Origin of the sequence: Micromonospora sp. WMMD1120 (genome assembly GCF_029626235.1) — a bacterium.
Classification (GTDB): Bacteria; Actinomycetota; Actinomycetes; order Mycobacteriales; family Micromonosporaceae; genus Micromonospora.
Genome location: NZ_JARUBO010000005.1, coordinates 599,441 through 622,513, shown reverse-complemented (window position 1 = coordinate 622,513; position 23,073 = coordinate 599,441). Strand labels below are relative to the sequence as shown.

The following is a 23,073-nucleotide window of genomic DNA, read 5'->3' as shown; positions in this document are numbered from 1 at the left end:
CCCGCGCCCGGGGCAGCCAGAACTGGAGAACGTCCATGCTCGAGAACGAGCCCGAGGGCGGCGAACGGACCGGTTCACAGCCGGCCGGCGAGACCGCCGACCAGAGCAGCACGGCTGACAGCACCACCGGTACGCCTCCCACCACGGCTGCCGGTTCGGCTCCGCTGGAGCCGGCTGGCGCGGAGGGCGCCGCTGGCCCGGAGGGTGCCGCTGGCCCGGAGGGTGCCGCTGGGGCGGAGGGTGCCGCTGGCCCGGAGGGTGCCGCTGGGGCGGAGGGTGCCGCTGGCGCGGAGGCCGCCGAGCCGGCCGCGCCGGTGCGGCGTACCCGGGCGACCCGACGTCGCGCGGCCCCGCTCATCAAGCCGGAACAGACCGAGGCGCCGGTCGAGGCGTCCACCGGGAGCGCCGGCAGTGCCGAGTCGCCGCAGGCGGAGGTCTTCGCCCCGATCTCGGGTGACCTGGAAGCTCCCCCGAAGACCCCCCGGCGTCGCCGCAAGGCCGCCGCCGTCGAGACGACCGCCGAGGAGCCGCTGGTCGCGGCCTCCGCCGAGCCGGCCTCGGCCGAGGTGGTTCCGCCGGTCAAGGTGACGCGTACCCGACGCAAGAAGGCCACCCCGCCGGTCGTCGAGGAGCCGCCCGCCGCCGAGGAGGTGGCCGCGGTCGAGGAGCCAGCCGCGGTCGAGGAGCCGGCGGCCTCCGACCTACGCGAGGCCGAGGCCGAGGCGACCGGTACGGACACCGCGCCGAGCGCGACGGCCCCCGACCCCGGGTGGAGCAGCGGCGCGCGGGGGAGCTCCGGAGAGGTGCCGCCGGGTGTGTCGGTACCCGGTGTGACGGATGAGCCGAACGAGCCGGCCGAGGTCGAGCCGGAGCAGCCGCGTACCCGTCGTCGGCGGGCCGCGCTCTCCGCCCCCACCGTGCTGTTCATGGCGCCCCAGCCGGACGCCGTGCCGGTGACCCGACCGGCCGAGCCGGCCCCGGTGGCCGAGGAGCCGGCCGCCGAGGAGGTCGCCGAGCCGTCCCGCCGCCGTCGGCGCGCGCGCCGGGACGCCGAGCCGGCGGAGCCCGTCGAGGCGGTCGAGGCCGAGGAGGAGCCGACCGAGGAGGCCGACGAGGCCGCCGAGACGGACGAGGACGACGAGGACAGCGCCGCCGCGCGTCGCCGCCGCCGGCGTGGTCGCCGCGGCCGGGGCCGGGGCAAGGGCGGCGCCGACGACGCCGAGGACGAGGAGTCCGAGGAGGCCGCGCAGGCCGACGAGGAGGAAACCGCCGAGGCGGAGGGTGACGAGGACGAGGAGTCCGAGGGCGGGGACGGTTTGACCCGTCGCCGTCGCCGTCGTCGTCGCCGGGGCTCCGGTGACACCGAGGGCGCCGCCGACGACGGTGTGCCGACCGTGGTCAAGATCCGCGAGCCGCGTCGGACCGTGGACGAGGTGCAGGGTGTGTCCGGCTCGACCCGGCTGGAGGCCAAGCGCCAGCGCCGCCGGGACGGTCGGGAGCAGCGGCGTACCCGTCCGCCGATCCTCAGCGAGTCGGAGTTCCTGGCGCGGCGGGAGGCCGTCGACCGGGTGATGGCCGTACGGCAGCGCGGCGACCGCACCCAGATCGCCGTCCTGGAGGACGGCGTGCTGGTCGAGCACTACGTGACCCGCAACTCCGCCGGGACCATGGCCGGCAACGTGTACCTGGGCAAGGTGCAGAACGTGCTCCCCAGCATGGAGGCGGCGTTCGTCGACGTCGGTCGGGGCCGCAACGCGGTGCTCTACGCCGGCGAGGTCAACTGGGACACCACCGGCCTGGAGGGGCGGGCCCGTTCGATCGAGCAGGCGCTGCGCTCCGGCGACTCGGTGCTGGTCCAGGTCACCAAGGACCCGATCGGGCACAAGGGCGCCCGGTTGACCAGCCACATCGCGCTCTCCGGGCGGCACCTGGTCTACGTGCCCAACGGCAACGCCTCGGGGATCAGCCGCAAGCTGCCGGACAACGAGCGCAAGCGGCTGCGGGACGTCCTCAAGAAGCTGGTTCCGGACGGCGCCGGCGTGATCGTCCGGACGGCCGCCGAGGGCGCCACCGAGGACGAGCTGGCCCGGGACGTCAAGCGGCTGCAGGCGCAGTGGGAGGACATCCAGGCCAAGGCCGCCGAGGGTGGTGCCCCGGTGCTGCTCTACGGCGAGCCCGACCTGGTCATCCGGGTGGTCCGGGACCTCTTCAACGAGGACTTCCGCGAGCTGGTGATCGAGGGCGAGCAGGCGTACGACATGGTCGAGTCGTACCTGTCGCACGTCTCCCCGGACCTGGTCGACAGGGTGCGTCGGCACGTCGGCACGAGCGACGTCTTCGCCGAGTACCGGATCGACGAGCAGATCATCAAGGGCCTGGACCGCAAGGTCTTCCTGCCCTCCGGTGGCTCGCTGGTGATCGACCGGACCGAGGCGATGACGGTGGTCGACGTCAACACCGGCAAGTACACCGGTTCCGGGGGCAACCTGGAGGAGACCGTCACCCGCAACAACCTGGAGGCGGCGGAGGAGATCGTCCGCCAACTCCGGCTGCGCGACATCGGCGGCATCGTGGTGATCGACTTCATCGACATGGTGCTGGAGTCGAACCGTGAGCTGGTGCTGCGTCGACTCACCGAGTGCCTGGGCCGGGACCGCACCAAGCACCAGGTCACCGAGATCACCTCGCTCGGTCTGGTGCAGATGACCCGGAAGCGGATCGGCGCGGGGCTGCTGGAGGCGTTCAGCGAGACCTGCGAGTGCTGCAAGGGTCGGGGCGTCATCATCCACACCGAGCCGGTGCCGGAGAAGCCGCGCGCGGCCGGTGCGGGGGAGAAGGTCAAGGCGGTCGCCTCGTCGGTGGCCGCCCCGGCCGCCGAGCAGGGCGGCTCCTCGTCCCGCCGCCGGGCCCGCAAGAACGCGTCGGCCGAGCGGACCGTGGTCGAGGTGGTCGACACCGACACCGACACCACCACCACCGAACCGGACGACTACACCGACACCATGGGTTACGACCTGTCCCGCTACGAGTCGGACACCGCGGCCGCACCGGCGATCTCCGACAGCCAGCAGGGTGAGTCGGCCCGGCTGGCCGCGGCGGACGACCCGGACGCGCTCGGCGACGGTGAGGGCGACGAGGAGAGCGCCGAGGCGGGCGCCGGTCGTCGCCGGTCGCGTCGGGGTGGCGCCCGGCGGAGGACCCGACCCTGAACTCCTGACCGGCCAGGTGTTTGACGAGGTCCCTTTCCCGGCAAAGTGACGGGGGAGGGGCTTCGTCGTCCCGGGTCAGGAGATGAGGATGCGTCGTCTGCTCGCCGTCACCGCGGTGCTCACCATGCTCGCTGCCGGATGCGCCACGGGCGGTGGCCCGGGTCCGGCCGCCGGCTCGGCGGCTGGTGGCACCCCGCCCGCACCAACCGAACCGCCGGCCAGCGGCGCGGCGGGCGGTGCCGCCGGCCAGGTCTGCGCCGCCGCGCAGCAGGCCAGCACCACGGCGGTCCGGACGTACGTGGCGGAGCTGGGTCGGTCGCTCGCGGCGGCGGGCGCCGGGGACAGCCGCACGGCCGAGGCTGCCCGGGGACGGGCCGAGGCGGCGCTGACCGGCTGGCGGGCCGCGCTGCGGGAACAGTCGGAGCGGACCACCGATCCGCAGCTCAAGACCCTTCTCACCGACCTCGGCGCCGAGGTGTCCGCACTCGGTGTCGACGTCGGGTCGATCGACGAGACCGAACTCGACCGACTCCAGCAGCGCCTGGACCAGCTCTGCGCGCGCTGACCAGGGCGGCCCGGTTTGGGGTACGGACCGGCCATGGCGTACTCTTGCCTGCGGCGCACTTTTGGTGTGCCGAGTTCCCGTGTGCCCGCGCCGCCGTGCACTGCTACCCGGCGAGCCGCCGCGGGGACGACCGCCAGCAGACTCAACGACAGGGAGTGCGCCTCCGATGTACGCGATCGTCAAGACCGGCGGCAAGCAGTACAAGGTCGCCGAGGGCGACGTGATCGAGGTCGAGAAGCTCGCCGGCGCCCCCGGTGACGCGGTGAAGCTCACCGCGGTGCTCCTCGTCGACGGTGACGACCTGGTGACCGACGCGGCGAAGCTTGCCGAGGTCGCGGTGTCCGGCGAGATCGCCGCGCACACCAAGGGCCCGAAGATCCGGATCCACAAGTTCAAGAACAAGACCGGCTACCACAAGCGCCAGGGTCACCGCCAGCCGTTGACCCAGGTCAAGGTGACCGGCATCTCCAGCGGGAAGTAGGTCGTCCTCCAATGGCTCACAAAAAGGGTGCGTCCAGCTCGCGTAACGGTCGTGACTCCGCGGCCCAGCGACTCGGCGTGAAGCGCTTCGGTGGTCAGGTCGTCAGCGCCGGTGAGATCCTCATCCGGCAGCGTGGCACCAAGTTCCACCCCGGTGACCTGGTCGGCCGTGGCGGCGACGACACGCTGTTCGCCCTGGCCGCCGGCTCGGTCCTGTTCGGCACGAAGCGCGGTCGCAAGACCGTCAGCATCGTTCCGCAGCAGTAGTTCTCTTCGCTCAAGCGGGCCGCGGACCTCCGGGTCCCGGCCCGCTTAGCTTTTTCGTAGTGCGGGGTCCTGCCTCGCTGGAAGGATTGACGCCGTGGCGACGTTCGTTGACCGGGTCGTCTTGCACCTGCAGGCCGGCGATGGTGGGCACGGTTGTGTCTCGATCCACCGGGAGAAGTTCAAACCCTTCGGTGGGCCGGACGGCGGCAACGGCGGGCACGGAGGCAGCGTGTCGCTGGTGGTCGACCCGCAGGTGACCACGCTGCTCGACTTCCACTTCCACCCCCACGTCAAGGCCGACAACGGCAAGGGTGGCGCCGGGTCGAACCGGGACGGGGCCAACGGTCGCCACCTGGTGCTCAAGGTCCCCAACGGCACTGTGGTGCAGACCACCGACGGCACGGTGCTCGCGGACATGGTCGGCGCCGGCACCACCTTCGAGGTCGCCCGGGGCGGGCGCGGCGGTCGGGGCAACGCCTCGCTGGCCAACGCGCGGCGCAAGGCCCCCGGCTTCGCCGAGCTGGGCGAGCCCGGCGAGCAACTGGACATCGTGCTGGAGCTGAAGAGCGTCGCCGACGTGGGCCTGGTGGGCTTCCCGTCGGCCGGTAAGTCGTCGCTGATCTCGGTCATCTCCGCCGCGAAGCCGAAGATCGCCGACTACCCGTTCACGACACTGGTGCCCAACCTCGGCGTGGTCCGGGTGGACAACCACACCTTCACCGTCGCGGACGTGCCCGGCCTGATCCCCGGCGCGGCCACCGGGAAGGGGCTGGGCCTGGAGTTCCTGCGGCACATCGAACGCTGCGCGGTGCTGGTGCACGTCATCGACTCCGCGACGCTGGAGCCCGGCCGGGACCCGGTGGCCGACATCGACGCCATCGAGGCCGAGCTGAGCCAGTACGGCGGCCTGGCCGACCGCCCGAGGCTGGTGGCCGTCAACAAGGTGGACGTGCCGGACGGCCGGGACCTCGCCGAGATCGTGCGCCCCGATCTGGAGGAGCGCGGTTACCGGGTGTTCGAGGTCTCCGCGGCCACCCGGGAAGGGCTCAAGGAGCTGACCTACGCGATGGCCGAACTGGTCGAGGCGGAGCGTAAGGCCGCCCCGCCCGCCGAGCCGACCCGGATCGTGATCCGCCCGTTGGCCGTCGACGACGCCGGCTTCACCATCGAGGCGGAGCCGGACGGCTCGTTCACCGTTCGTGGCGGACGGCCGGAGCGCTGGGTCAAGCAGACCAACTTCGACAACGACGAGGCGGTCGGTTACCTGGCCGACCGGTTAGCCCGGCTCGGGGTCGAGGACAAGCTGGCCAAGGCCGGCGCGCAGCCAGGTGACCTGGTGCGGATCGGGGAGCGCGAGTTCGACTGGCAGCCGACGCTCTACGCCGGCGTGGACTTCGTACCCGGGAACCGGGGCACCGACGTCCGGCTGGAGGAGAAGTCGAACCGGGCGTCCGCGGCGGAACGGCTCGCCGCCCGCAAGGCACGCCGGGTGCGGCCGGCGGACGAGGTGGAGGCGCAGTCGGGCGACGACATCGACGAGGACGACGCCGAGTAGTTCGTTGCGCTCCGTGATCGGGTTGACTGCCGGAAACCTTCGCGAAATCCACGCCTCCTAGCGTGGGGTGATGCTGATCGAGTCCCGGCCTGCCACTGATCCGGAGATCGCCGCCATGCTCGTCGCGCAGCAGCGTGAGCTGCGCGAAGCCGATGGCGGGCTGGACGGGCAGGTCTTCGTCCCGCACGACGATGTCCGCTACCTGGCGGTGGTGGTCAACGGTCGGGCCGTCGCCTGCGGTGGGCTCCAGTCGCTCGACGCCGAAGCCGGCGAGGTGAAGCGGATGTACGTCCGCCCGGCGTACCGGGGGCGGGGCATCGCCCGGCAGTTGCTCGCCGCGCTGGAGGAGTGCGCGTTCCGGCAGAGGCACACAGTTGTCTGCCTGGAGACCGGCACCTACCTGCCGGCCGCGATCGCGTTGTACACCTCGTGCGGTTACGACCGGGTCCCGGTCTACGGGGAGTACGTGGGCAACCCGTACAGCGTCTGTTTCGCCAAGCGACTCCCGGTCGCGGCCTGAGGACCGGCGCTCGCGGGCTGGAACGGCCGGCGCTCAGGCGCCGGTGCTGACGTGCTCGACGGTCACCGGCTTCGACTCCGGCGAGGCGTGCTGGCGCAGGACGATGCTCAGCAGGATCAGCGCGCCGACGGCGAGGAACTCGCTCTGCCAGTTCTGCATGGACTGGAACCAGAGCTCGCTGGTGCCGAGGAACTCCCACACCCCGATCGGCGGCGCCCCGCTCTGTAGGGCCTGCTCCTGGTTGTACGCGGCGGTGCCGCCGAGCAGGTGACCGACGAACGAACCGGCGAAGATCAGCAGTAGGGCGATGGAGAGGCTGTTGCGGTAGACCACCAGCGGCAGACCGCCGACGCGCGCCGGCCACGGCGACCGCGGGGTGGCCCGGCGCTCGTCGTCCTCCGGCCGGTCCGTCTCGTCCAGCGGTTTCGACTCGGCCGAGCCCCGCTGCACCAGGTACGCGGTGAGCAGCACGTAGCCACCCATCTGGAGGAACTCCGACTCCCAGTTCTCGAACACCGACTCGGCGAAGTGCCCGCTGGTCAGGTACGCAGGCCAGCTCAGCGGCGCGGCACCGAACTCGGTCAGCTCCTCGTTGTGGGTCTGCCAACCGAAGACGCTCTGCAACAGCAGGAAGACCAGGAACGCGCCCAGCATGGCGACGGCGAGCGCGTTGTTACGGAGCCAGCGAGGCATGCGGCACCCCCTCACCGCGTCTCCTACCCCGCTACGGGTGACCGCGAAACCCCGTAACGGCAGGTCAAAGCCGTGCGGCAGGATTGTCCAGGCGTCCGCCGGTGCCGGCCCGGTCCGACAGCAGCAGCCCGAGCGCGAGCATCCCGAAGCCGAGCGCGAGGTGCAGCCAGTTGTCCGCGTCGTTGACCGGCAGGATGTTCGCCCCGCCCGCCGGGTTGATCGCTTCGATCACCAGGCCGTAGAGCCAGAGCGCGAGGTAGACCGCCCCGCCACCGGCGAGGAAGACCCGGGCGCCGGCGACGCTGCGGGCCAGCACCAGGCCGGCCAGCCCGAACAGCAGGTGCACCACGTTGTGCAGGATCGACACCTGGAACAGCCCCAGCAACTTCGCCTCGGAGTGGTGTCCGGCGAACCGGAGGTGGCCGTAATCGGTGGTGATGCCGGGGACGAAGCCAAGGACGCCGATCAGCAGGAAGACCCCGGCCACGACCAGTGCGGCCAGTTGGACCCGGGGTCGGGCGCCGGTCGTTCGCCCGTCTCGCGTAGCTCGTGCCATCGCTGCCCCTCTCGTGGATGCCCGCCCTCGCGACCAGCACTGTCCGCGGCGGCGACATGACGCAGCCCGACGATCCTCCATTTTGAAGTTCGTCCGACGGGCTTCGCAGAGAAATGCACGAAGAGGTATGGAAGCCAGAACGCAGGGTAGGTCAAAGGTCAGCGGCCGTGGTGACGTGAGCCGCATCCCCCCAACACACACCGCGACGACTTTCCGAGCGGAAGGGACATCATGACTTACGATCCTTCGACCACGTCTTCGACGTACGGGCAGGAGTCGACCAACGGCAGCGGCGTTCGCGACCAGGCCCGCCAGGTCGGCGCCGAGGCCGCCCACGCCGGCGGTGCGGTCGCGCAGACCGCCAAGGAGCAGGGCGCCGAGGTCGGCAGGGAGGCCGCCCGGCAGGCCCGCAACCTGTACGGCGAGGCTCGCACCCAACTCGCCAGCCAGACCGGTGAGCAGCAGCGCAAGGCCGCCGGCGGGCTGCGCTCGCTGGCCGACGAGATGCGCTCGATGGCTGAGCAGGGCGGCCAGGCCGGCCCGGTGACCGAGCTGGCCCGCCAGGCGGCCGACCGGGTGCACGGTGTCGCCGGGTGGCTCGAGGCGCGCGAGCCCGGCGACCTGATCACCGAGGTACGTGACTACGCCCGGCGCAACCCGGGCACCTTCCTGGTCGGCGCGGCGGTCCTCGGCGTACTCGCCGGTCGGCTGACCCGGGGCATCTCCGCCGCCAGCGACGACTCCGGCAACGGCTCCCCGACCTACCGGGGCAACGGTGCGTACGACCCGGAGCAGACCGCCGTGATCCCGACGCCGCCGCCGGCCCCCCGCGCGGTGCCGGACGCCGTCCCGCCGGGCGGCTACCTCGACCCGACGCCCGGCACGCACACCCCGCCGACGTCCGGTGGCTACGCGGCGCCGACGCCCGGTGGTTACCCCGCCGAGCCGGTCGACGGCGGCTACGCCCAGCCCACCCGGGGCGACCAGGCGGACTACTCCGGCACCGGCCAGCCGCTGCCGCCGGTGACCCAGACCGACCCGCTGCCCGGCGTGCCGTCCAGCGGCAGCCCGCGCCCGTGAGCCGCCGAGTCATCCGAAGGGAGACGACGGCATGAGCATGCCGACGCAGGGGTCCGGGTTGGACTCCGGATACCACCCCGACGCGGGCGCCCCGCACACCGCGGCGGAGGTGAAGAACAGCTCGCTGGGTGACCTGATGCGCCAGGTCACCACCGACCTCTCGACGCTGATGCGTCAGGAGGTCGAGCTGGCGAAGGCCGAGATCCGCCAGGAGGGCAAGAAGGCCGGCAAGGCCGCCGGGCTCTTCGGCGGCGCCGGCTTCGGTGGCTATATGGTGGCGCTCTTCGTGTCGATCGCCGTCTGGCAGTTCCTGGACAACGTCATGGACTCCGGTCTGGCCGCGCTGATCGTGGCCGTGATCTGGGCCGTGGTCGCCGCCGTCCTCTACTCGAAGGCCAAGAAGAACGCCCAGCACGTACGCGGACTCAAGCAGACCAACGACAGCGTGCAGCGGATCCCCGACGCGCTCAAGCCACACCCGGAGGGAGTCACCCGATGAGCACCGATCCCGACCAGATCCGCCGGGAGATCGAAGCCACCCGAAACAACCTCAGCTCCGATGTGGACGCGTTGGCGTACAAGGTCAGCCCGAGCCGCATCGTCGACGACCGTAAGCAGCGGGCCCGCTCCGCTCTGCAGAATGTGAGGGACAAGGTCATGGGTACCGCGTCTGACCTCGGCCACGGCACCGGCCACGCCGTTCACTCGGTGGGCGACCGCGCCTCGTCGGCGGCCTCCGGCGTCGGCGACGCCGCCCACTCGGCGGCGGCCACGGTGAGCGACGCCGCGCACAGCGCTCCCCGGGTGATCCGGCAGAAGTCGCAGGGCAACCCGCTCGCCGCCGGCCTGATCGCGTTCGGGGTCGGTTGGCTCGCCTCGTCGCTGATCCCGGCCTCCCGGCGCGAGCAGGAGGCCGCGGCCCAGGTCAAGGCCAAGGTCAGCGAGCACAGCGGTGCGGTGACGGAAAAGCTGGGCACCGTCGCCAGCGAGCTCAGGGAAGAGCTGCGTGCGCCGGCCCAGCAGGCTGCCGAGTCGGTGAAGTCCACCGCACAGGACGCGGTGCACGCCGTCAAGGACGACACCAGGTCCGCCGCGCACGACGTCAAGGACCAGGCCCAGCAGGCCCGCCACCAGGTCAGCCCCTGACGACCAGCCCCACAAGATCACGACAGCTCGCGGTCACCCCACCCACTGGGTGACCGCGAGCTGTCACTGTGCCCGCGCTCCCGCGCGGTGCCCGCGCTCCCGCGCGGTGCCCGCGCTCCCGCGCGGTGCCCGCGCTCCCGCGCGGTGTCCGCGCTCCCGCGCGGTGTCCGCGCTCCCGCGCGGTGTCCGCGCTCCCGCGCGGTGTCCGCGCTCCCGCGCGGTGTCCGCGCTCCCGCGCGGTGTCCGCGCTCCCGCGCGGTGTCCGCGCTCCCGCGCGGTGTCCGCGCTCCCGCGCGGTGTCCGCGCTCCCGCGCGGTGTCCGCGCTCCCGCGCGGTGTCCGCGCTCCCGCGCGGTGTCCGCGCTCCCGCGCGGTGTCCGCGCTCCCGCGTGGTGTCCCCCCGCGATCTTGCAGTTTGGGTTGCTCTTTTGTTGTTTTTGTGGGCTTTTATCCCCGCAGAAAGTGCAAGATCGCGCGGGCTGGGGTCGTGCGGGCTGGGGTCGTGCGGGCTGGGGTTGTGGGGGTTGGGGTTGTGGGGGTTGGGGGTGTGGGGGTTGGGGTTGTGCGGGTTGGGGTGGGGCGGTGGGCGGGTTGGCGGATGCGGGTGTGGTGGTAGCGGACGCCGCCGAGCAGGACGCGCTGGGCGACCGCCAACCAGCTGCACACGCCCCGTTCGAGCAGCCAGAGCGGGGCGGCCAGCGCTGTGCTCGCGGGGAACACGGCGTTGCCGGCGGCGCGGCGGCGGCCGGTCTCGGCCAGGGCGACGACCGTCAACGTCAGGCCGAGCAGGAGCCGGGGCCGGCGGGAGGCGACCGCCATCGTCGGTAGGACCGCGAGCGCGGTCAGCAGGCGGACCGGCTGGGCCAGGTCATCGTATGCCTGGCGGACCCGTTGGCCCCGGAAGTGCGCCGCGTCCGGTGGCAGCCGGCGGACGTAGAGCCAGGCCGGCGCGGCCTCGACTCCACCGTACGCGCGCACGGTGCGGATCAGCTCCAGGTTCTCGAAGAGCACGTCCGCGTCGTACCCACCCATGGCGAGGAAGGTGCTGCGCCGGATCGCCAGGGTGCCCGGGTAGTCGTCGCCGAGCGCCCGGTTGAGCAGCGTCCGGCCGGTGTCCCACCAGGCGTGCCACGGTAGCGGGTAGAAGTAGTTCTGCGGCCGGACCAGGTCGACCCGATCCAACAGCCGGTGCACGGCGTGCAGCCCGGCCTCGTCGTACCGGACGTCGTCGTCGGCGATCACCACCTGCTCGTGCCGGGCCGCGTCGATGCCGGTGTGAACGCCGACGACCTTGCCGTTGAGCCCCTGCCGGTCCGGGTCGGGCGGACGGTGCCGGACCAGGCCCCGCCACGCCTCGCCGTGCCGGGCGAAGAGGTCCGGGGGTGAGCCGTCGACCACCACCACGTCCACCCGGGCCGCCAGCCAACGTAGGTAGTCGGTCAGTTCGGCCAGGCCGGTGTCGGTGTGCCAACGCAGCGGCAGCACGTAGGTCACCGGCAGGCGCGCTGGCGCCGCGTCGTCCGCCTCTCCTCGGCGCGACTCGGGTTGGAGGCCACCGCTGGGACGGGACGAGGGCATGGCGCCTCCTGATCGGGCCGGACCGGCCGGTCGCCGGGCGGCGACGGTCTGCGGCACCTGCCCGCATTTCCACCGATCAAACCGGTCGGCCGTCCGACCCCGGGTAGCGCTTCGAGAAGAAGAGGACGGCTGCCTTCGCAGCGTCCTGCATCCCTGACCGACCAGTACGTCCCGCCGGTCCCCGACAGGGCCGGCGGGGCGGGGTCAGGCGGTCCGGCGGATGTTGCTGAGGGTCAGGCCGAGGCGCGGCAGCGCGGGCATCCGGTGCAGGTCCAGGGCCAGGTTCTGGGCGGGGACGTCGTACCGCATGGTGGTGGTCAGGTTGGTGACCGCCCGCTTCATCAGGTCGATGGTGATCCACTCGCCCGCGCAGCGGTGCCCGGCCCAGTGGTTGCCGCCGCCCTGCGGGACCAACTCGAACGGGTCCACCCGACGGCCGGCGAACCGCTCCGGGCGGAACAGCTCCGGCTCGGGCCAGAGCGTCCGGTCGTGGTTGGTGCCGTACAGGTCGAGCAGCACCCGTCGGCCCCGGGGGAAGTGGTGCCCCCGCCAGTCGAAGGATCGTCGGACGCGGGCCGCCGCGGTCGGGAAGAACGGGTAGTAGCGGCGGACCTCCTGGACGAAGGCTTCGGTGACCTGGTCGTCGTGGCGCACCCGGTCCCGCCAGGCGGGGTGGTCGTGCAGGGCGAGCGCGGCGAAGGCGATGTACTGGTCGACGGCGACCACCGGTCGGAGCACGTTGAGCAGTTCCACCGCCGCGATCCGCCGGGGGAGGAGGTTGCCGCGCCCGTCGCGGTGTTCGGCGATCACGGCCAGCGGGCTGCCGGGCGGTGCCGGCGCGGTGCCGGTCCGGGTCCGTTCGATGATCGCGCCGAGCCACCGTTCGGCGCGGTTCCGGGCGAGCCGTCCCCGCCAGTGCCGGGGGCCGACCACCGCCGGCGCCTCGATCATGGCGTGCAGGTCGACCGCGCGGCGCTCGACCTGCGACGCGGGTAGCGGTAGCCCGGCCCAGTCGAAGACCACCCGGGTCAACAGGCGGCCCAGCTCGTCGTAGAGCCGTACCGGTCCGGCGCCCTCCCAGGCGGCGAGCCGGTTCTGCCACTCCCTGTCGAAGAGCTGGCCCAGCCGCTCGATGGCGGTCGGCGTCATGATCGACATGAACATGGCCTTGCGGTCGGTGTGCTCCGCACCGTCCAGCCCCTGCACCCCACCCCGACCGGTGAGGGTCCGCTGCACCCGCAGCGGCATCGCGGTCGCCCGGTCGAAGCGCTCGGTGTCGTAGAACAGCTCCGCCGCCGACCGGCCCCGCAGGCAGATGGTCGGTGCGAGCAGGATTCGGGTCTGGAAGACGTCGCTGCCGTACCGTTCACAGCGTTCACCGATGAACCGGTAGCCGGCTCGGAGCAGCGCGAGGGTGCTGTCCGGGCTGCGGTCGACCGGCATGGTCGCCATCGGGTCTCCTCACGCGTGGGTGCGGCCGTTCGCCGCCGACCGGCTGCGTGTACCCCCGCCGCCGCGGCTGAATCCTGCGCGCCGGCTGGCCCCTCCCAGGGGCGGCGGAACCTGGTTGGCTGGTGGTGGAGCGACCACGGGGAGGGCCGATGCGCGACAACAGATCACCGCACTGGCGGCAGCGGCGGGGGACGCCCGGGGAGGGCCGCGACACGCCGGCCCTGATCGGGCCGCCCCGGCGGCCCACCCGTCCCCGCCGGTTCTTCACCGTGCACCTGGGCTTCACCGCACCGAGCGGGGTCGAGGCCCGCGAGCTGGCCGTGGCGTACGCGGAGGCGTTGAGCCTGCTCCGTCCGGAGGTGGCGCTCGGCGCGGCGGCCCTGTCGCCGGCCGACGCCTGGCAGCGGGCCGAGCGGCTGTTCTGCGGGGCGGTCGGCCCGGACGGGGAGCGCTGCGTCGACGTGGCCGGTCATCCCGGCTTCCACCACGCTCCCGGCCCCGGCGGTCTCGGCTGGGGCGACGGCGACGGCCCGCTCGACGGCGACGGCCCGCTCGACGGCGACGGCCCCGCCGAGCGCGACGGCCCCGTCGGCGGCGCTGGCCCCGCTGAGCGCGACGGCCCCGTCGGCGGCGCTGGCCCCGCTGAGCGCGACGGCCCCGTCGGCGGCGCTGGCCCCGCTGGCCGTTGACGTGGGCTGCCCGACGCGCCGTGCCGGCACCCGGAACACGGGGGCCGGCACGGCGACCCGAGACAGTCGAGCCGGCGGCCGTGCTCAGTCCAGGTCGAACTCACCGTCCTGCGCGCCCGCCACGAACGCGTCCCACTCGGCCTGGGTGAAGACCAGCACCGGCCCATCCGGCTCGGCCGAGTTGCGCATCCCGATCAGGTCGTCGACGAAGGCGACCTCGACGGCGCTGTCGGAGGTGTCCCCCTCGGCCCGCTGCCAGACCGCCCGAGAGAGGTCGAAGTCGCCCTTGGGGTGCTGCGCCATGGTTCTTTCCTCCAGTGCCGAGGGTCGTGTGGTGACCGGGTGCCGATCCCCATCGGGCAGGATAAGCGGATGCCGAGCCTGACCCGTGTAGAGGCGACCGCGCGTGGCGCGGCGATTACTGTCGAGTCCTATCAGGTGGACCTCGACCTGACCGGCGACGGTGAGCTGTTCCGCTCCCGGGTCGAGATCCGGTTCCGGGCGACCCCCGGCGCCGCGACCTTCGCCGAGGTCAAGCCCGCCAAACTGCTGGCGGTACGCCTCAACGACCGTGATCTCGACCCCGGTCTGCTGACCGACAACCGGCTCCCGCTGGCTGACCTCGCCACGGAGAACACGCTCGTCGTCGACGCGGAGATGGCGTACTCCCGGACGGGCGAGGGGATGCACCGCTTCGTCGACCCGGCCGACGGCGAGACCTACCTCTACGCGGTGACGTTCCTGGACAATGTGCAGCGCATCTTCGCCGCGTTCGACCAACCCGACCTGAAGGCGCCGTTCGTCCTCTCGGTCACCGCCCCGCCGGAGTGGACGGTCTGCGGCAACGGCGCGGTGGCCGCCAATCCGGCCCCCGGCCGCTGGGAGTTCGCCCCGACCGCGCCCCTGGCCACGTACTTCTTCTCGCTGATCGCCGGGCCGTGGCACGTGCTGCGGACCGAGCACGACGGGGTGCCGCTGGGCCTCTACTGCCGCCGGTCGCTCGCCGCGCACCTGGACGTCGACGCCGACGAGATCTTCACCATCACCCGGCAGTGCCTGGACCGCTTCCATCAGCTCTTCACCGAGCGCTACCCGTTCGGCAAGTACGACCAGGCGTTCGTGCCCGAGTTCAACGCCGGCGCGATGGAGAACCCGGGCGTCGTCACCTTCCGCGACGACTACGTCTTCCGCTCGGCGGTCACCGACAGCCAGCGGGAGCTGCGGGCCACCACCATCGCCCACGAGATGGCCCACATGTGGTTCGGCGACCTGGTCACCATGCGCTGGTGGGACGACCTGTGGTTGAACGAGTCCTTCGCGGAGTACCTCGGCACCCGGGTGACCGCCGAGGCGACCCGTTTCGGCCAGGCGTGGACGACCTTCGCGATGCGCCGCAAGGCTTGGGGCTACGCCGCCGACCAGCGCCCATCCACCCACCCGATCGCCCCGACCGAGGTCGCCGACACCGACGAGGGTCTGCTCAACTTCGACGGCATCTCGTACGCCAAGGGTGCCGGCGTGCTGCGCCAGCTCGTCGCGTGGCTCGGCGACGAGGCGTTTCTCGCCGGCCTGAACGCGCACTTCGCCGCGCACCGCTTCGGCAACGCCACCCTCGCCGACCTGCTGGCCGGCCTCTCCACCGCGAGCGGGCGGGACCTGTCCGGCTGGGCCGAGCTGTGGTTGCGCCGGCCGCAGGTCAACACCCTGCGCGCCGAGGTCGCCGTGGACGACGACGGCCGCTACGCCGAGGTGGCGGTGGTGCAGACCGCGCCCGAGTCGCACCCGGTGCTGCGACCGCACCGGATCGGCGTGGGCCGCTACGCGGCGGACGGCACCGTGCAGCGCGACGAGGTGGACATCGACCCGGCCGCCGACGGTGGCCGGACCGTGCTGGGCCAGCTGACCGGCTCGCCGGCGGCCCGGCTGTTGCTGCTCAACGACGGTGACCTCACCTTCGCCAAGGTGCGTCTCGACCCGGCGTCGGCCGAGGCGGTCCCGCTGGTGCTGCCCGGACTGACCGAGCCGCTCACCAGGGCGGTGCTCTGGGGCGAGGCGCTGGACGCGGCGACCGACGGGGAGCGGCCGGTCGCCGGTCTGGTCGACCTGATGGCCGCCGCGCTGCCCACCGAGACCGAGGTGATCATCGCGGAGGACGTGCTGACGCTCAGTCGGTCGCTGATCGACCGCTATCTCGACCCGCCGACCCGGTCGGCGGCGCTGGCCCGGGTCGCCGTGGCGTGTCGACGGCTCCTCGACGACGCGCCCGCGGGGGAGTCGTTGCAGCTCGCCGCCGCGCGGGGCTGGATCGCCGCCACCACCGACGCGGACCTCCTCGTCGGTTGGCTCGCCGGCCGCGACGTCCCGGCCGGTCTTAAGGTCGACGCCGAGCTGCGCTGGGCGGTGCTGCGCCGGCTGGTGGTGCTCGGCGTGGCCGGTGAATCGGAGATCGCCGTCGAGGCGGTCGCCGACAACAGCGCCACCGGCGCGGAACGGGCCGCCCGCTGCCGGGCGGCGCTGCCCGACCCGGCGGCCAAGCAGGCGGCCTGGGAGATCATCGTGGAGGACACCGAGCTGTCCAACCGGCTGCTGGAGGCGACCGCCGAGGGCTTCTGGCAACCTGAGCAGGCCGAGCTGACCGCCGGGTACGTCGAGCGGTACTTCGCGGAGATGCCGGCCGCCGCGCGCCGGCGTACCCCGTGGACGGCCGACCGGGTGGCGACCCTGGCGTTTCCCCGCTACGCCGTGGCGCAGCCGACCCGGGAGGCGGCCGCGGCGCTGCTGGCCCGTGACGACCTGACCCCGGGCCTGCGCCGGGTGGTCACCGACGCCGACGACGACCTGCGTCGGGCGCTCGTCGCCCGCACCGCCGTGGCCGCCGCGTCGGCCTGACGCCGGGGCGGGGCGCGGGGTGGCGCCGGCCACCCCGCGCCCGACGTTCAGCGCAGCGCCGGCTCCGCGGTGACCGGCGCGTCGAAGTCGATGACGTGGCGCTGCTCGTCGGCGATGGTCCTCTCCGGGTCGAGCACGGTGCGCACCATCAGCGGCATCAGCACCGGCATCAGCGCCCGGGCGACCGGTCCGGGCGCCTTGGCGTGGTTGATCCGGGCCGCGCGGGCGGCGACCTTCTCCACCCGGGCGCGACGCAACCGCACGTACGCGTCGAACGCCGAGGTCACGTCCGGCAGATCGCGCAGGCAGCGGGCGAGCTGCACGCCGCTCTCGATCGCCAGCGACGCGCCCTGACCGGAGCTGTTCGACGGGGCGTGGGCGGCGTCGCCGACCAGCACCATCCGGTCCCGGTGCCAGTGCGGGACGGGCGGCATGATCTGCAACGAGCCGACCACCTGAAGCTCGTCGGCGTCGCTCGTCGCCATCAGCTCCCGGCCCGGCTCGTCGTCGCCGTAGGTGTCGCGCAGCGTGTCCAGCCACTGCCGCGTCGGCACCGCGCGGGCCTCGACGAGGCTCATCGGCCGCTGCCGCGGCAGGTTGACGCCCCACCGGGTGCCGCCGCCGGGCTCCGGCCAGTACAGGTAGTAGCCGCGCCGCCCGAACGAGAACGTCATCGTGCCCGGCTCGGCGTCCACCTCGTGCCGGGCGACCGCCTCGAAGCCGAGCAGGCCGGTGAACCGGGGGCCGGGTGCCGCCGGGTCGATGAGCCCACGGACCGTGGACCGGATGCCGTCCGCCCCGACCAGGACGTCGGCGGTGGCCGTGCTGCCGTCGTCGAAGCGGGCGGTCACGCCGCTGCCGGTCCGCGCGGCGTCGACGAGCCGTTTGCCGTACGCGTAGCCGACGCCCTCGGCGACCGCCCGGTCGTGTAACACCCGGTTCAGCTCGGCCCGGTGCACCACCCGCAGCGGTGGCGCCCCGGCCAGCGTGGGCAGGTCGATGCGGCGGCGGCCGATGGCGAGCGTGTTGCGGTGGATCGGGGTGGCGATCGCCGTCACCGGCTCGTCCGCGCCGACGGCGCGCAGGGCCGCCACGCCGTTGGGCGCGAGCGCGAGGGTGCCACCGATGCCGCCGACCCCGCTGGCGGTGGCCGGGTACGCCTCGTGGACGGTGGCGGTGATGCCGGCGCGGTTGAGCGCCAGCGCCGTCACCGGACCGGCGATGCCGCCGCCGATGACGATCGCGGTTCGTACCGTGGTCATGCTCTCTCCCTGGGTGTCGTGGTCCGCGCGCACGCGCGGACCGGGGAGGGAGCCCGGTTATCCTCGTGGTTGCCGCTTCGGGCCGGGCGCCTTCCCAGGTCGTCGGTTCGGGGTAAGGGCTCCGGCGGGGTGTTGGCGCACCCCGCCGGGGCCGTCCGTCAGTCGGTGGTGTCGGTGCCTCGGCTGGTCCTCTCCGCCAGCTCGGTCAGCTCGGCCGGCATCTCGCCGGTCTCGTGGAAGGCCCGCCAGCTGTCCAGGCCGGGGTAGGCGCCGGAGGTCAGCTCGGCCAGCAGACCCCGTAGCCAGGTCGCCTCCGCGCCCCTGATGGCCAGGTCGTACTCGGTTTCCACCAGGAACAGGCGCGGAATCTCCCGCAGGTGGGCGTCGAGCGTCTCGCGGTCGCGGCGCAGCGCCTCGTCCAGGCGGTTCAGCCGCTGCCGGAGCAGGTCGGTGGCCTCGTCGGGGTGCAGCGCGGCGAGCACCGACAGCCCGGCGCGGAAGCGGGGAAGCTCCGGCATCGGGGTGGAGACCAGCTCGCGCGCCCAGTCGACGAGCTCCGCCCGCCCCGCGTCGGTGATCCGGTAGACGGTGCGTTCCGGGCGGCGGCCCTCGCGCAGGCTCTCCACCGCCTCGATCAGGTGGTGTTTGTCCATGTTGCGAATGACCGTGTAGAAGGAGCCCCACTTGAACTCCATGTCCTGGTCCTTGCCCCAGGCGCGCAGGGTCGTGGCCATCTCGTACGGGTGCATCGGCCGTTGGACCAGGGCGGACAGCACGGCCAGCGCCAGCAGGTTGCCCACCCGGCGCCGCTTCGGCATGGCACTCACCCCGAACTTATGCTCGTTCCCAATTACTCGCCTACGAGTATAACCTCGTCCGGGCCGGATCGGTCGGTTCCCGCGCCCGGCTTACGATCACGGGGTGGAGGAAGATATCCGGCGGATCGGGATCATGGGTGGCACCTTCGACCCGATCCACCACGGGCACCTGGTCGCGGCCAGCGAGGTGGCGGACCGGTTCGGCCTGGACGAGGTGGTCTTCGTCCCCACCGGGCAGCCGTGGCAGAAGGCGGACGAGCCGGTCAGCCCGGCCGAGGACCGCTACCTGATGACGGTCATCGCCACCGCCTCCAACCCCCGTTTCCAGGTCAGCCGGGTCGACATCGACCGCAGTGGGCCGACCTACACCGTCGACACCCTCCGCGACCTGCACGCCGAGTACGGCCCCAAGGTGCAGCTCTTCTTCATCACCGGCGCGGACGCCCTGCAACGGATCCTGTCCTGGAAGGACCTGGACGAGATCTTCGAGTTGGCGCACTTCATCGGCGTGACCCGGCCCGGTTTCGCGCTCACCGACAAGCACCTCCCGGCCGACACCGTCAGCCTGATCCAGGTGCCCGCGATGTCCATCTCGTCGACCGACTGCCGCGCCCGGGTGGCCCGGGGTGAGCCGGTCTGGTACCTGGTCCCGGACGGTGTGGTGCAGTACATCGCCAAGCGGGGCCTCTACCAGGACTGAACGCCAGCGTTATGCCCGGTTCGTGGGCTTAACCCACCAGAACTGAACGATCGGGGCGTCGCCGGGTATGAGACGCTTGGAGGATCGCACGCTTGAACGAAGGAGAACGGTGACGATTTCCGAACGCGCTCACGAGCTGGCTATCGCGGCTGCCCAGGCCGCCGCCGACAAGAAGGCGCAGGGCATCACGATCATCGACGTCGGCGACCAGCTCGCCATCACCGACGCGTTCGTGCTGGCCGCCGCTCCCAACGAGCGTCAGGTGCAGGCCATCGTCGACGCCATCGAGGAGAGCCTGCTCGAGCTGCCGGAGAAGGCCAAGCCGGTGCGGCGCGAGGGTGAGCGTGGCGGCCGGTGGGTGCTGCTCGACTACGTCGACGTCGTGGTGCACGTCCAACACACCGAGGAGCGTGAGTTCTACGCGCTCGACCGCCTCTGGAAGGACTGCCCCACCATCCCGTTCGTCGATCGTGACCTGGTCGAGGCCGACGCCAGCGGGTCTCCCGCCGCCGCCGAATGACCCGACTGATCGTCTGGCGGCACGGCAACACCGACTGGAACGCCGCCAACCGCGTCCAGGGTCAGACCGACGTACCCCTCAACGAGCGTGGCCGCGACCAGGCCCGCGCCGCCGCCCCGCTGCTCGCGGCACTGCGGCCGGACGCCATCGTGGCCAGCGACCTGAGCCGCGCCGCGGAGACCGCCGCCGCGCTCGCCGCGCTGACCGGGCTTCCGGTGCACGCGGACGCCCGGCTGCGCGAGCGGCACTTCGGCCAGTGGCAGGGCCTGCACCTCACCGAGGTCGCCGAGCGTTTCCCCGAGGAGTACGCGCGTTGGCGGGCCGGCGACCCGGACCCGGGCACCGACCTGGAACCCCTGCGTGACCTGGGCGAACGGGTCGGCGCCGCGCTCCAGGAGGCAGCCGACGCGGCGCCGGGCGGCACCGTCGTGCTCGCCACCCACGGCGGCGCCTCCCGACAGGGCATCGGTCACCTGCTCGGCTGGGACACCACCGTGCTGCGCACCATCGGCTCGCTCGCCAACTGCCACTGGAGCGAGCTGCGCCACGACGACAGGCGGGGCTGGCAGTTGCGGGCGCACAATGTCGGTCTGATCACCGCCCCGGTCGCTGTCGACGCGATCTGAGCATCCGCGCCTCGGCGTTCGACCCCTCGATCGGCTAGCGTGCCGGGCATGCCCGTCGCGGTCGTCATCGACTCCACCGCCTACCTTCCGCCCGAGCTGGCGCAGGCGCACCGGCTCACCGTCGTCCCGCTGACAGTCGTGCTCAACGGCGCGGAAGGGCTGGAGGGGGTGGAGACCCAGCCGGCCGACGCGACCCGGGCACTGAGCGCCCGCCGGGTCACGGCGACCACCTCCCGCCCGGCGCCCGAGCAGTTCGCGCGGACGTACCGGCAGTTGCTCGACGCCGGCGCGGACGGGATCGTCTCGGTACACCTCTCCGCCGCGCTGTCCGGCACCGTCGAGGCGGCCCGCCTGGCCGCCGCCGACCTGCCCGGCCGGGTCGAGGTCGTGGACAGCCGCTCGACGGGGATGGGGCTGGGCTTCCCGGCCGTCGCCGCCGCCACCGCCGCCGAGGGCGGTGCCGACCTCTCCGGGGTACGCGACGCGGCGCTCGCCGCCGTCGCCCGCACCACCGTCTGGTTCTACGTCGACACGCTGGAATTCCTCCGCCGGGGCGGTCGGATCAACGCGGCCGAGGCGCTGCTCGGAACCGCCCTGTCCGTCAAGCCGATCATGCACATGCCGGACGGCGCGATCGTGCTGCGCGAGAAGGTCCGCACCGCCAGCCGGGGAGTGGCCCGACTCGTGGACCTGGCCGTCGAGGCGGCCGGCGACGACGACGTGGATCTCGGAGTGCATCACCTGGCCGCGCCACAGCGGGCCGAGGCGTTGCGCGCCGCCCTCAGCGAGCGCCTCGGTGACCGGCTGCACGACACGTACGTCTCCGAGGCGGGCGCCGTCGTCGCCGCGCACGCCGGCCCCGGCCTCGCCTGCGTTGTCGTCCACCGCCGGCCGAAGGGCTGAACGGTGCCGTCCTACGTGGTCACCGGCGGCGGTCGTGGGGTCGGCCGGGCCGTGGTGCGGCGGCTGCTCACGAGCGGCGGCACGGTCGTCGTCCTCGAACACGACACCGACGCTGTCGACTGGCTGGCCGGCCATCCGGACGCCGACCGGCTCGTCGCTGTCGTCGGTGACGCCGCCGACGAGCAGGTGGCCGAGCACGCCGCCGAGCTGGCCGAACGCGCCGCGCCCCTGGCCGGCTGGGTGAACAACGCGGCGGTGTTCCGCGACGCCGCGCTGCACACCGCGTCCGCCGACACGGTGCTGGACCTGATCGGGTTGAACCTGCGCCCCGCCGTGGTGGGCGCCGCGGTCGCCGTCCGCCGGTTCCTGGCCCGCGCCGCCGGCGGCGCGATCGTCAACGTCTCGTCCCACCAGGCCCGTCGACCGGTGCCCGGCGCCCTGCCGTACGCGACAGCGAAGGCCGCCGTGGAGGGACTGACCCGTGCGTTGGCCGTCGAGTACGGCAGGCACGGCATCCGCGCCAACGCGGTGGCGCTCGGCTCGATCGCCACCGAGCGGCACACCGAGTTCCTGGCCACCCAGGAGCCCGAGCGGGCCCAATGGATCGACGCGGAGCTGGCCCGACTGCACCCGGCGGGCCGCGTCGGGCGGGTCGAGGAGGTGGCCGAGGCGGTCGCGTACCTGCTGTCGCCCGCGGCGAGCTTCGTCAACGGGGCGACGGTGCCGGTGGACGGCGGACGGGCCGTGCTCGGCCTCGACCCCGAGGCCCGCTGACCGCCGTCCGGCGATGTGCTGTGCCGGCTGCTAAATGTCCTGTCGGCTGCTAGCTGTCCTGTCGGCCATCAGCTGTCGGCGACGAAGACGCCCTGACCCTGCTGCCCGTAGATCAGGTTCCGTTCGTGCAGCTCTTTGACGGCGCGGTAGGCCGTGGAGCGTGCGACGTTGTACAGCTCGCCGATCTCGGACACCGATGGCAGTTGTTGGCCAGGCGAGTATTCGCCTGAGCGAATCTTCCGTTCGATGTCATCCGCCACGCGGCGGTAGTGCGGTGGCCTGGTTGGCATGATCGATTCTCCTGGACTTCAGCGGAGATCATGTTTCCAGCCGGGCGCTGATCGAGACAAGGAAGCCAACACGACAAAGTGGAGATAGTGAGAACTTGACTACGCTGAGACAGTGAATACAGTGAGACAGTGGCCGGTGCTCCTGGACTTCAGCACTCCTGAGTTGCCCGGTCTCCTTGCCCTGAGGGGGTGCCACGGCTGGCCCCTCGGGGCGGCTGCTTCGGATCTGCGGAGGTGCCGACCATGCCGATCGATGAACCGGTGTCCGCGGCGACGGAGTTGTTCGTGGCCAAACGCGTACTGGAGGTTCATTGGACGCGGGCGCTCGACCGACCGTGGCGGGCAGGCGGATGCCTGGAGTGTCGCGGGCGGGGCGACTGCCGACAGCTCGACTGGGCGTTGGCGCTCATGGCGGAGGTCGCCTCGATCATGTTTCAGAAGGGATGAACTATCCCGCCCGAGTGGTCGTGTTAGTCTGCGGTCGCGCCCCAGATGGGCCTAC

General features: G+C 72.7%; 25 protein-coding genes. 17 read left to right on the top strand and 8 right to left on the bottom strand.

The window, feature by feature from the left end; all coding sequences use genetic code 11:
- Positions 1 to 35 precede the first annotated feature (35 nt).
- From O7634_RS03000 to O7634_RS02975, 6 genes are all read left to right on the top strand, one after another.
- The gene (locus tag O7634_RS03000) at positions 36 to 3,209 is read left to right on the top strand and encodes an Rne/Rng family ribonuclease (RefSeq protein WP_278148644.1); all 3,174 of its coding nucleotides are present in this window, start codon (positions 36 to 38) and stop codon (positions 3,207 to 3,209) included.
- Positions 3,210 to 3,297: 88 nt separating this feature from the next.
- Positions 3,298 to 3,774: a hypothetical protein gene (locus O7634_RS02995; protein ID WP_278148643.1), complete on the top strand. Its 477-nt coding sequence runs from the start codon at positions 3,298 to 3,300 to the stop codon at positions 3,772 to 3,774.
- A 166-nt stretch (positions 3,775 to 3,940) separates the two neighbouring features.
- Positions 3,941 to 4,255 carry a 50S ribosomal protein L21 gene (gene rplU, locus O7634_RS02990; RefSeq protein WP_088982529.1) on the top strand — a complete coding sequence of 105 codons (315 nt, stop codon included), beginning with the start codon at positions 3,941 to 3,943 and terminating at the stop codon, positions 4,253 to 4,255.
- A gap of 11 nt (positions 4,256 to 4,266) precedes the next feature.
- Positions 4,267 to 4,521: a 50S ribosomal protein L27 gene (gene rpmA / locus O7634_RS02985; RefSeq protein WP_043966727.1), complete on the top strand. Its 255-nt coding sequence runs from the start codon at positions 4,267 to 4,269 to the stop codon at positions 4,519 to 4,521.
- A gap of 94 nt (positions 4,522 to 4,615) precedes the next feature.
- On the top strand, positions 4,616 to 6,076 hold the full coding sequence (gene obgE / locus O7634_RS02980) for a GTPase ObgE (RefSeq protein WP_278148642.1): 1,461 nt from the start codon (positions 4,616 to 4,618) through the stop codon (positions 6,074 to 6,076).
- 70 nt (positions 6,077 to 6,146) lie between these two features.
- Entirely contained in the window at positions 6,147 to 6,596 is a 450-nt protein-coding gene (locus tag O7634_RS02975; protein ID WP_278148641.1) for a GNAT family N-acetyltransferase, read from the top strand.
- Between the two features lie 33 nt (positions 6,597 to 6,629).
- On the opposite strand, the gene O7634_RS02970 is transcribed toward O7634_RS02975, so the two are convergent.
- Both O7634_RS02970 and O7634_RS02965 read right to left on the bottom strand, forming a co-directional pair.
- On the bottom strand, positions 6,630 to 7,289 hold the full coding sequence (locus tag O7634_RS02970; RefSeq protein ID WP_278148640.1) for a DUF6766 family protein: 660 nt from the start codon (positions 7,287 to 7,289) through the stop codon (positions 6,630 to 6,632).
- A gap of 64 nt (positions 7,290 to 7,353) precedes the next feature.
- Positions 7,354 to 7,845 carry a DUF4383 domain-containing protein gene (locus O7634_RS02965; protein WP_278148639.1) on the bottom strand — a complete coding sequence of 164 codons (492 nt, stop codon included), beginning with the start codon at positions 7,843 to 7,845 and terminating at the stop codon, positions 7,354 to 7,356.
- Positions 7,846 to 8,076: 231 nt separating this feature from the next.
- Between O7634_RS02965 and O7634_RS02960 the strand changes: the two genes are divergently transcribed.
- The 3 genes from O7634_RS02960 to O7634_RS02950 are packed head-to-tail and all read left to right on the top strand — an operon-like array spanning position 8,077 to position 10,071.
- The gene (locus tag O7634_RS02960; RefSeq protein ID WP_278148638.1) at positions 8,077 to 8,925 is read left to right on the top strand and encodes a hypothetical protein; all 849 of its coding nucleotides are present in this window, start codon (positions 8,077 to 8,079) and stop codon (positions 8,923 to 8,925) included.
- A gap of 31 nt (positions 8,926 to 8,956) precedes the next feature.
- Positions 8,957 to 9,424 (top strand): phage holin family protein, encoded by a 468-nt coding sequence (locus tag O7634_RS02955; protein WP_278148637.1) that lies wholly within the window; start codon positions 8,957 to 8,959, stop codon positions 9,422 to 9,424.
- On the top strand, positions 9,421 to 10,071 hold the full coding sequence (locus O7634_RS02950; RefSeq protein ID WP_278148636.1) for a DUF3618 domain-containing protein: 651 nt from the start codon (positions 9,421 to 9,423) through the stop codon (positions 10,069 to 10,071). Before O7634_RS02955 ends, O7634_RS02950 begins: the two co-directional genes overlap by 4 nt.
- 446 nt (positions 10,072 to 10,517) lie before the next feature.
- On the opposite strand, the gene O7634_RS02945 is transcribed toward O7634_RS02950, so the two are convergent.
- Together O7634_RS02945 and O7634_RS02940 are read right to left on the bottom strand one after the other, a co-directional pair.
- Positions 10,518 to 11,648: a glycosyltransferase gene (locus tag O7634_RS02945; protein ID WP_278148635.1), complete on the bottom strand. Its 1,131-nt coding sequence runs from the start codon at positions 11,646 to 11,648 to the stop codon at positions 10,518 to 10,520.
- Between the two features lie 204 nt (positions 11,649 to 11,852).
- Positions 11,853 to 13,100 carry a cytochrome P450 gene (locus O7634_RS02940; protein ID WP_278148634.1) on the bottom strand — a complete coding sequence of 416 codons (1,248 nt, stop codon included), beginning with the start codon at positions 13,098 to 13,100 and terminating at the stop codon, positions 11,853 to 11,855.
- 149 nt (positions 13,101 to 13,249) lie between these two features.
- Here O7634_RS02940 and O7634_RS02935 point away from each other — a divergent pair, with 149 nt between their 5' ends.
- Positions 13,250 to 13,789 (top strand): hypothetical protein, encoded by a 540-nt coding sequence (locus O7634_RS02935; protein WP_278148633.1) that lies wholly within the window; start codon positions 13,250 to 13,252, stop codon positions 13,787 to 13,789.
- 84 nt (positions 13,790 to 13,873) lie between these two features.
- Here the strand turns inward: O7634_RS02935 and O7634_RS02930 are convergent, their stop codons facing one another.
- Complete coding sequence (locus tag O7634_RS02930; RefSeq protein WP_030336536.1) at positions 13,874 to 14,092, bottom strand: DUF397 domain-containing protein; 219 nt, start codon at positions 14,090 to 14,092, stop codon at positions 13,874 to 13,876.
- A gap of 69 nt (positions 14,093 to 14,161) precedes the next feature.
- Between O7634_RS02930 and pepN the strand changes: the two genes are divergently transcribed.
- A complete protein-coding gene (gene pepN / locus O7634_RS02925; protein WP_278148632.1) occupies positions 14,162 to 16,678 on the top strand; it encodes an aminopeptidase N in 2,517 nt (838 codons plus the stop codon).
- Between the two features lie 47 nt (positions 16,679 to 16,725).
- Here pepN and O7634_RS02920 read toward each other — a convergent pair whose 3' ends face one another.
- The gene (locus tag O7634_RS02920; protein WP_278148631.1) at positions 16,726 to 17,940 is read right to left on the bottom strand and encodes an NAD(P)/FAD-dependent oxidoreductase; all 1,215 of its coding nucleotides are present in this window, start codon (positions 17,938 to 17,940) and stop codon (positions 16,726 to 16,728) included.
- Between the two features lie 158 nt (positions 17,941 to 18,098).
- A complete protein-coding gene (locus O7634_RS02915) occupies positions 18,099 to 18,758 on the bottom strand; it encodes a PadR family transcriptional regulator (RefSeq protein ID WP_278148630.1) in 660 nt (219 codons plus the stop codon).
- Between the two features lie 103 nt (positions 18,759 to 18,861).
- Here O7634_RS02915 and nadD point away from each other — a divergent pair, with 103 nt between their 5' ends.
- The 5 genes from nadD (at position 18,862) to O7634_RS02890 (ending at position 22,281) form a co-directional block, all read left to right on the top strand.
- The gene (nadD, locus tag O7634_RS02910) at positions 18,862 to 19,458 is read left to right on the top strand and encodes a nicotinate-nucleotide adenylyltransferase (protein WP_278148629.1); all 597 of its coding nucleotides are present in this window, start codon (positions 18,862 to 18,864) and stop codon (positions 19,456 to 19,458) included.
- A gap of 109 nt (positions 19,459 to 19,567) precedes the next feature.
- The gene (rsfS, locus tag O7634_RS02905) at positions 19,568 to 19,978 is read left to right on the top strand and encodes a ribosome silencing factor (protein WP_278148628.1); all 411 of its coding nucleotides are present in this window, start codon (positions 19,568 to 19,570) and stop codon (positions 19,976 to 19,978) included.
- Entirely contained in the window at positions 19,975 to 20,604 is a 630-nt protein-coding gene (locus O7634_RS02900; RefSeq protein ID WP_278148627.1) for a histidine phosphatase family protein, read from the top strand. The genes rsfS and O7634_RS02900 overlap by 4 nt, the downstream gene beginning before the upstream one ends.
- Before the next feature lie 48 nt (positions 20,605 to 20,652).
- Positions 20,653 to 21,507 (top strand): DegV family protein, encoded by an 855-nt coding sequence (locus tag O7634_RS02895; RefSeq protein WP_278148626.1) that lies wholly within the window; start codon positions 20,653 to 20,655, stop codon positions 21,505 to 21,507.
- 3 nt (positions 21,508 to 21,510) lie between these two features.
- Entirely contained in the window at positions 21,511 to 22,281 is a 771-nt protein-coding gene (locus tag O7634_RS02890; RefSeq protein ID WP_278148625.1) for an SDR family oxidoreductase, read from the top strand.
- A 68-nt stretch (positions 22,282 to 22,349) separates the two neighbouring features.
- Here O7634_RS02890 and O7634_RS02885 read toward each other — a convergent pair whose 3' ends face one another.
- Positions 22,350 to 22,541 (bottom strand): GntR family transcriptional regulator, encoded by a 192-nt coding sequence (locus O7634_RS02885; protein ID WP_278148624.1) that lies wholly within the window; start codon positions 22,539 to 22,541, stop codon positions 22,350 to 22,352.
- A gap of 273 nt (positions 22,542 to 22,814) precedes the next feature.
- On the opposite strand from O7634_RS02885, the gene O7634_RS02880 reads away from it, so the two are divergent.
- Entirely contained in the window at positions 22,815 to 23,018 is a 204-nt protein-coding gene (locus tag O7634_RS02880; protein WP_278148623.1) for a hypothetical protein, read from the top strand.
- The last annotated feature ends 55 nt before the right edge of the window (positions 23,019 to 23,073 follow it).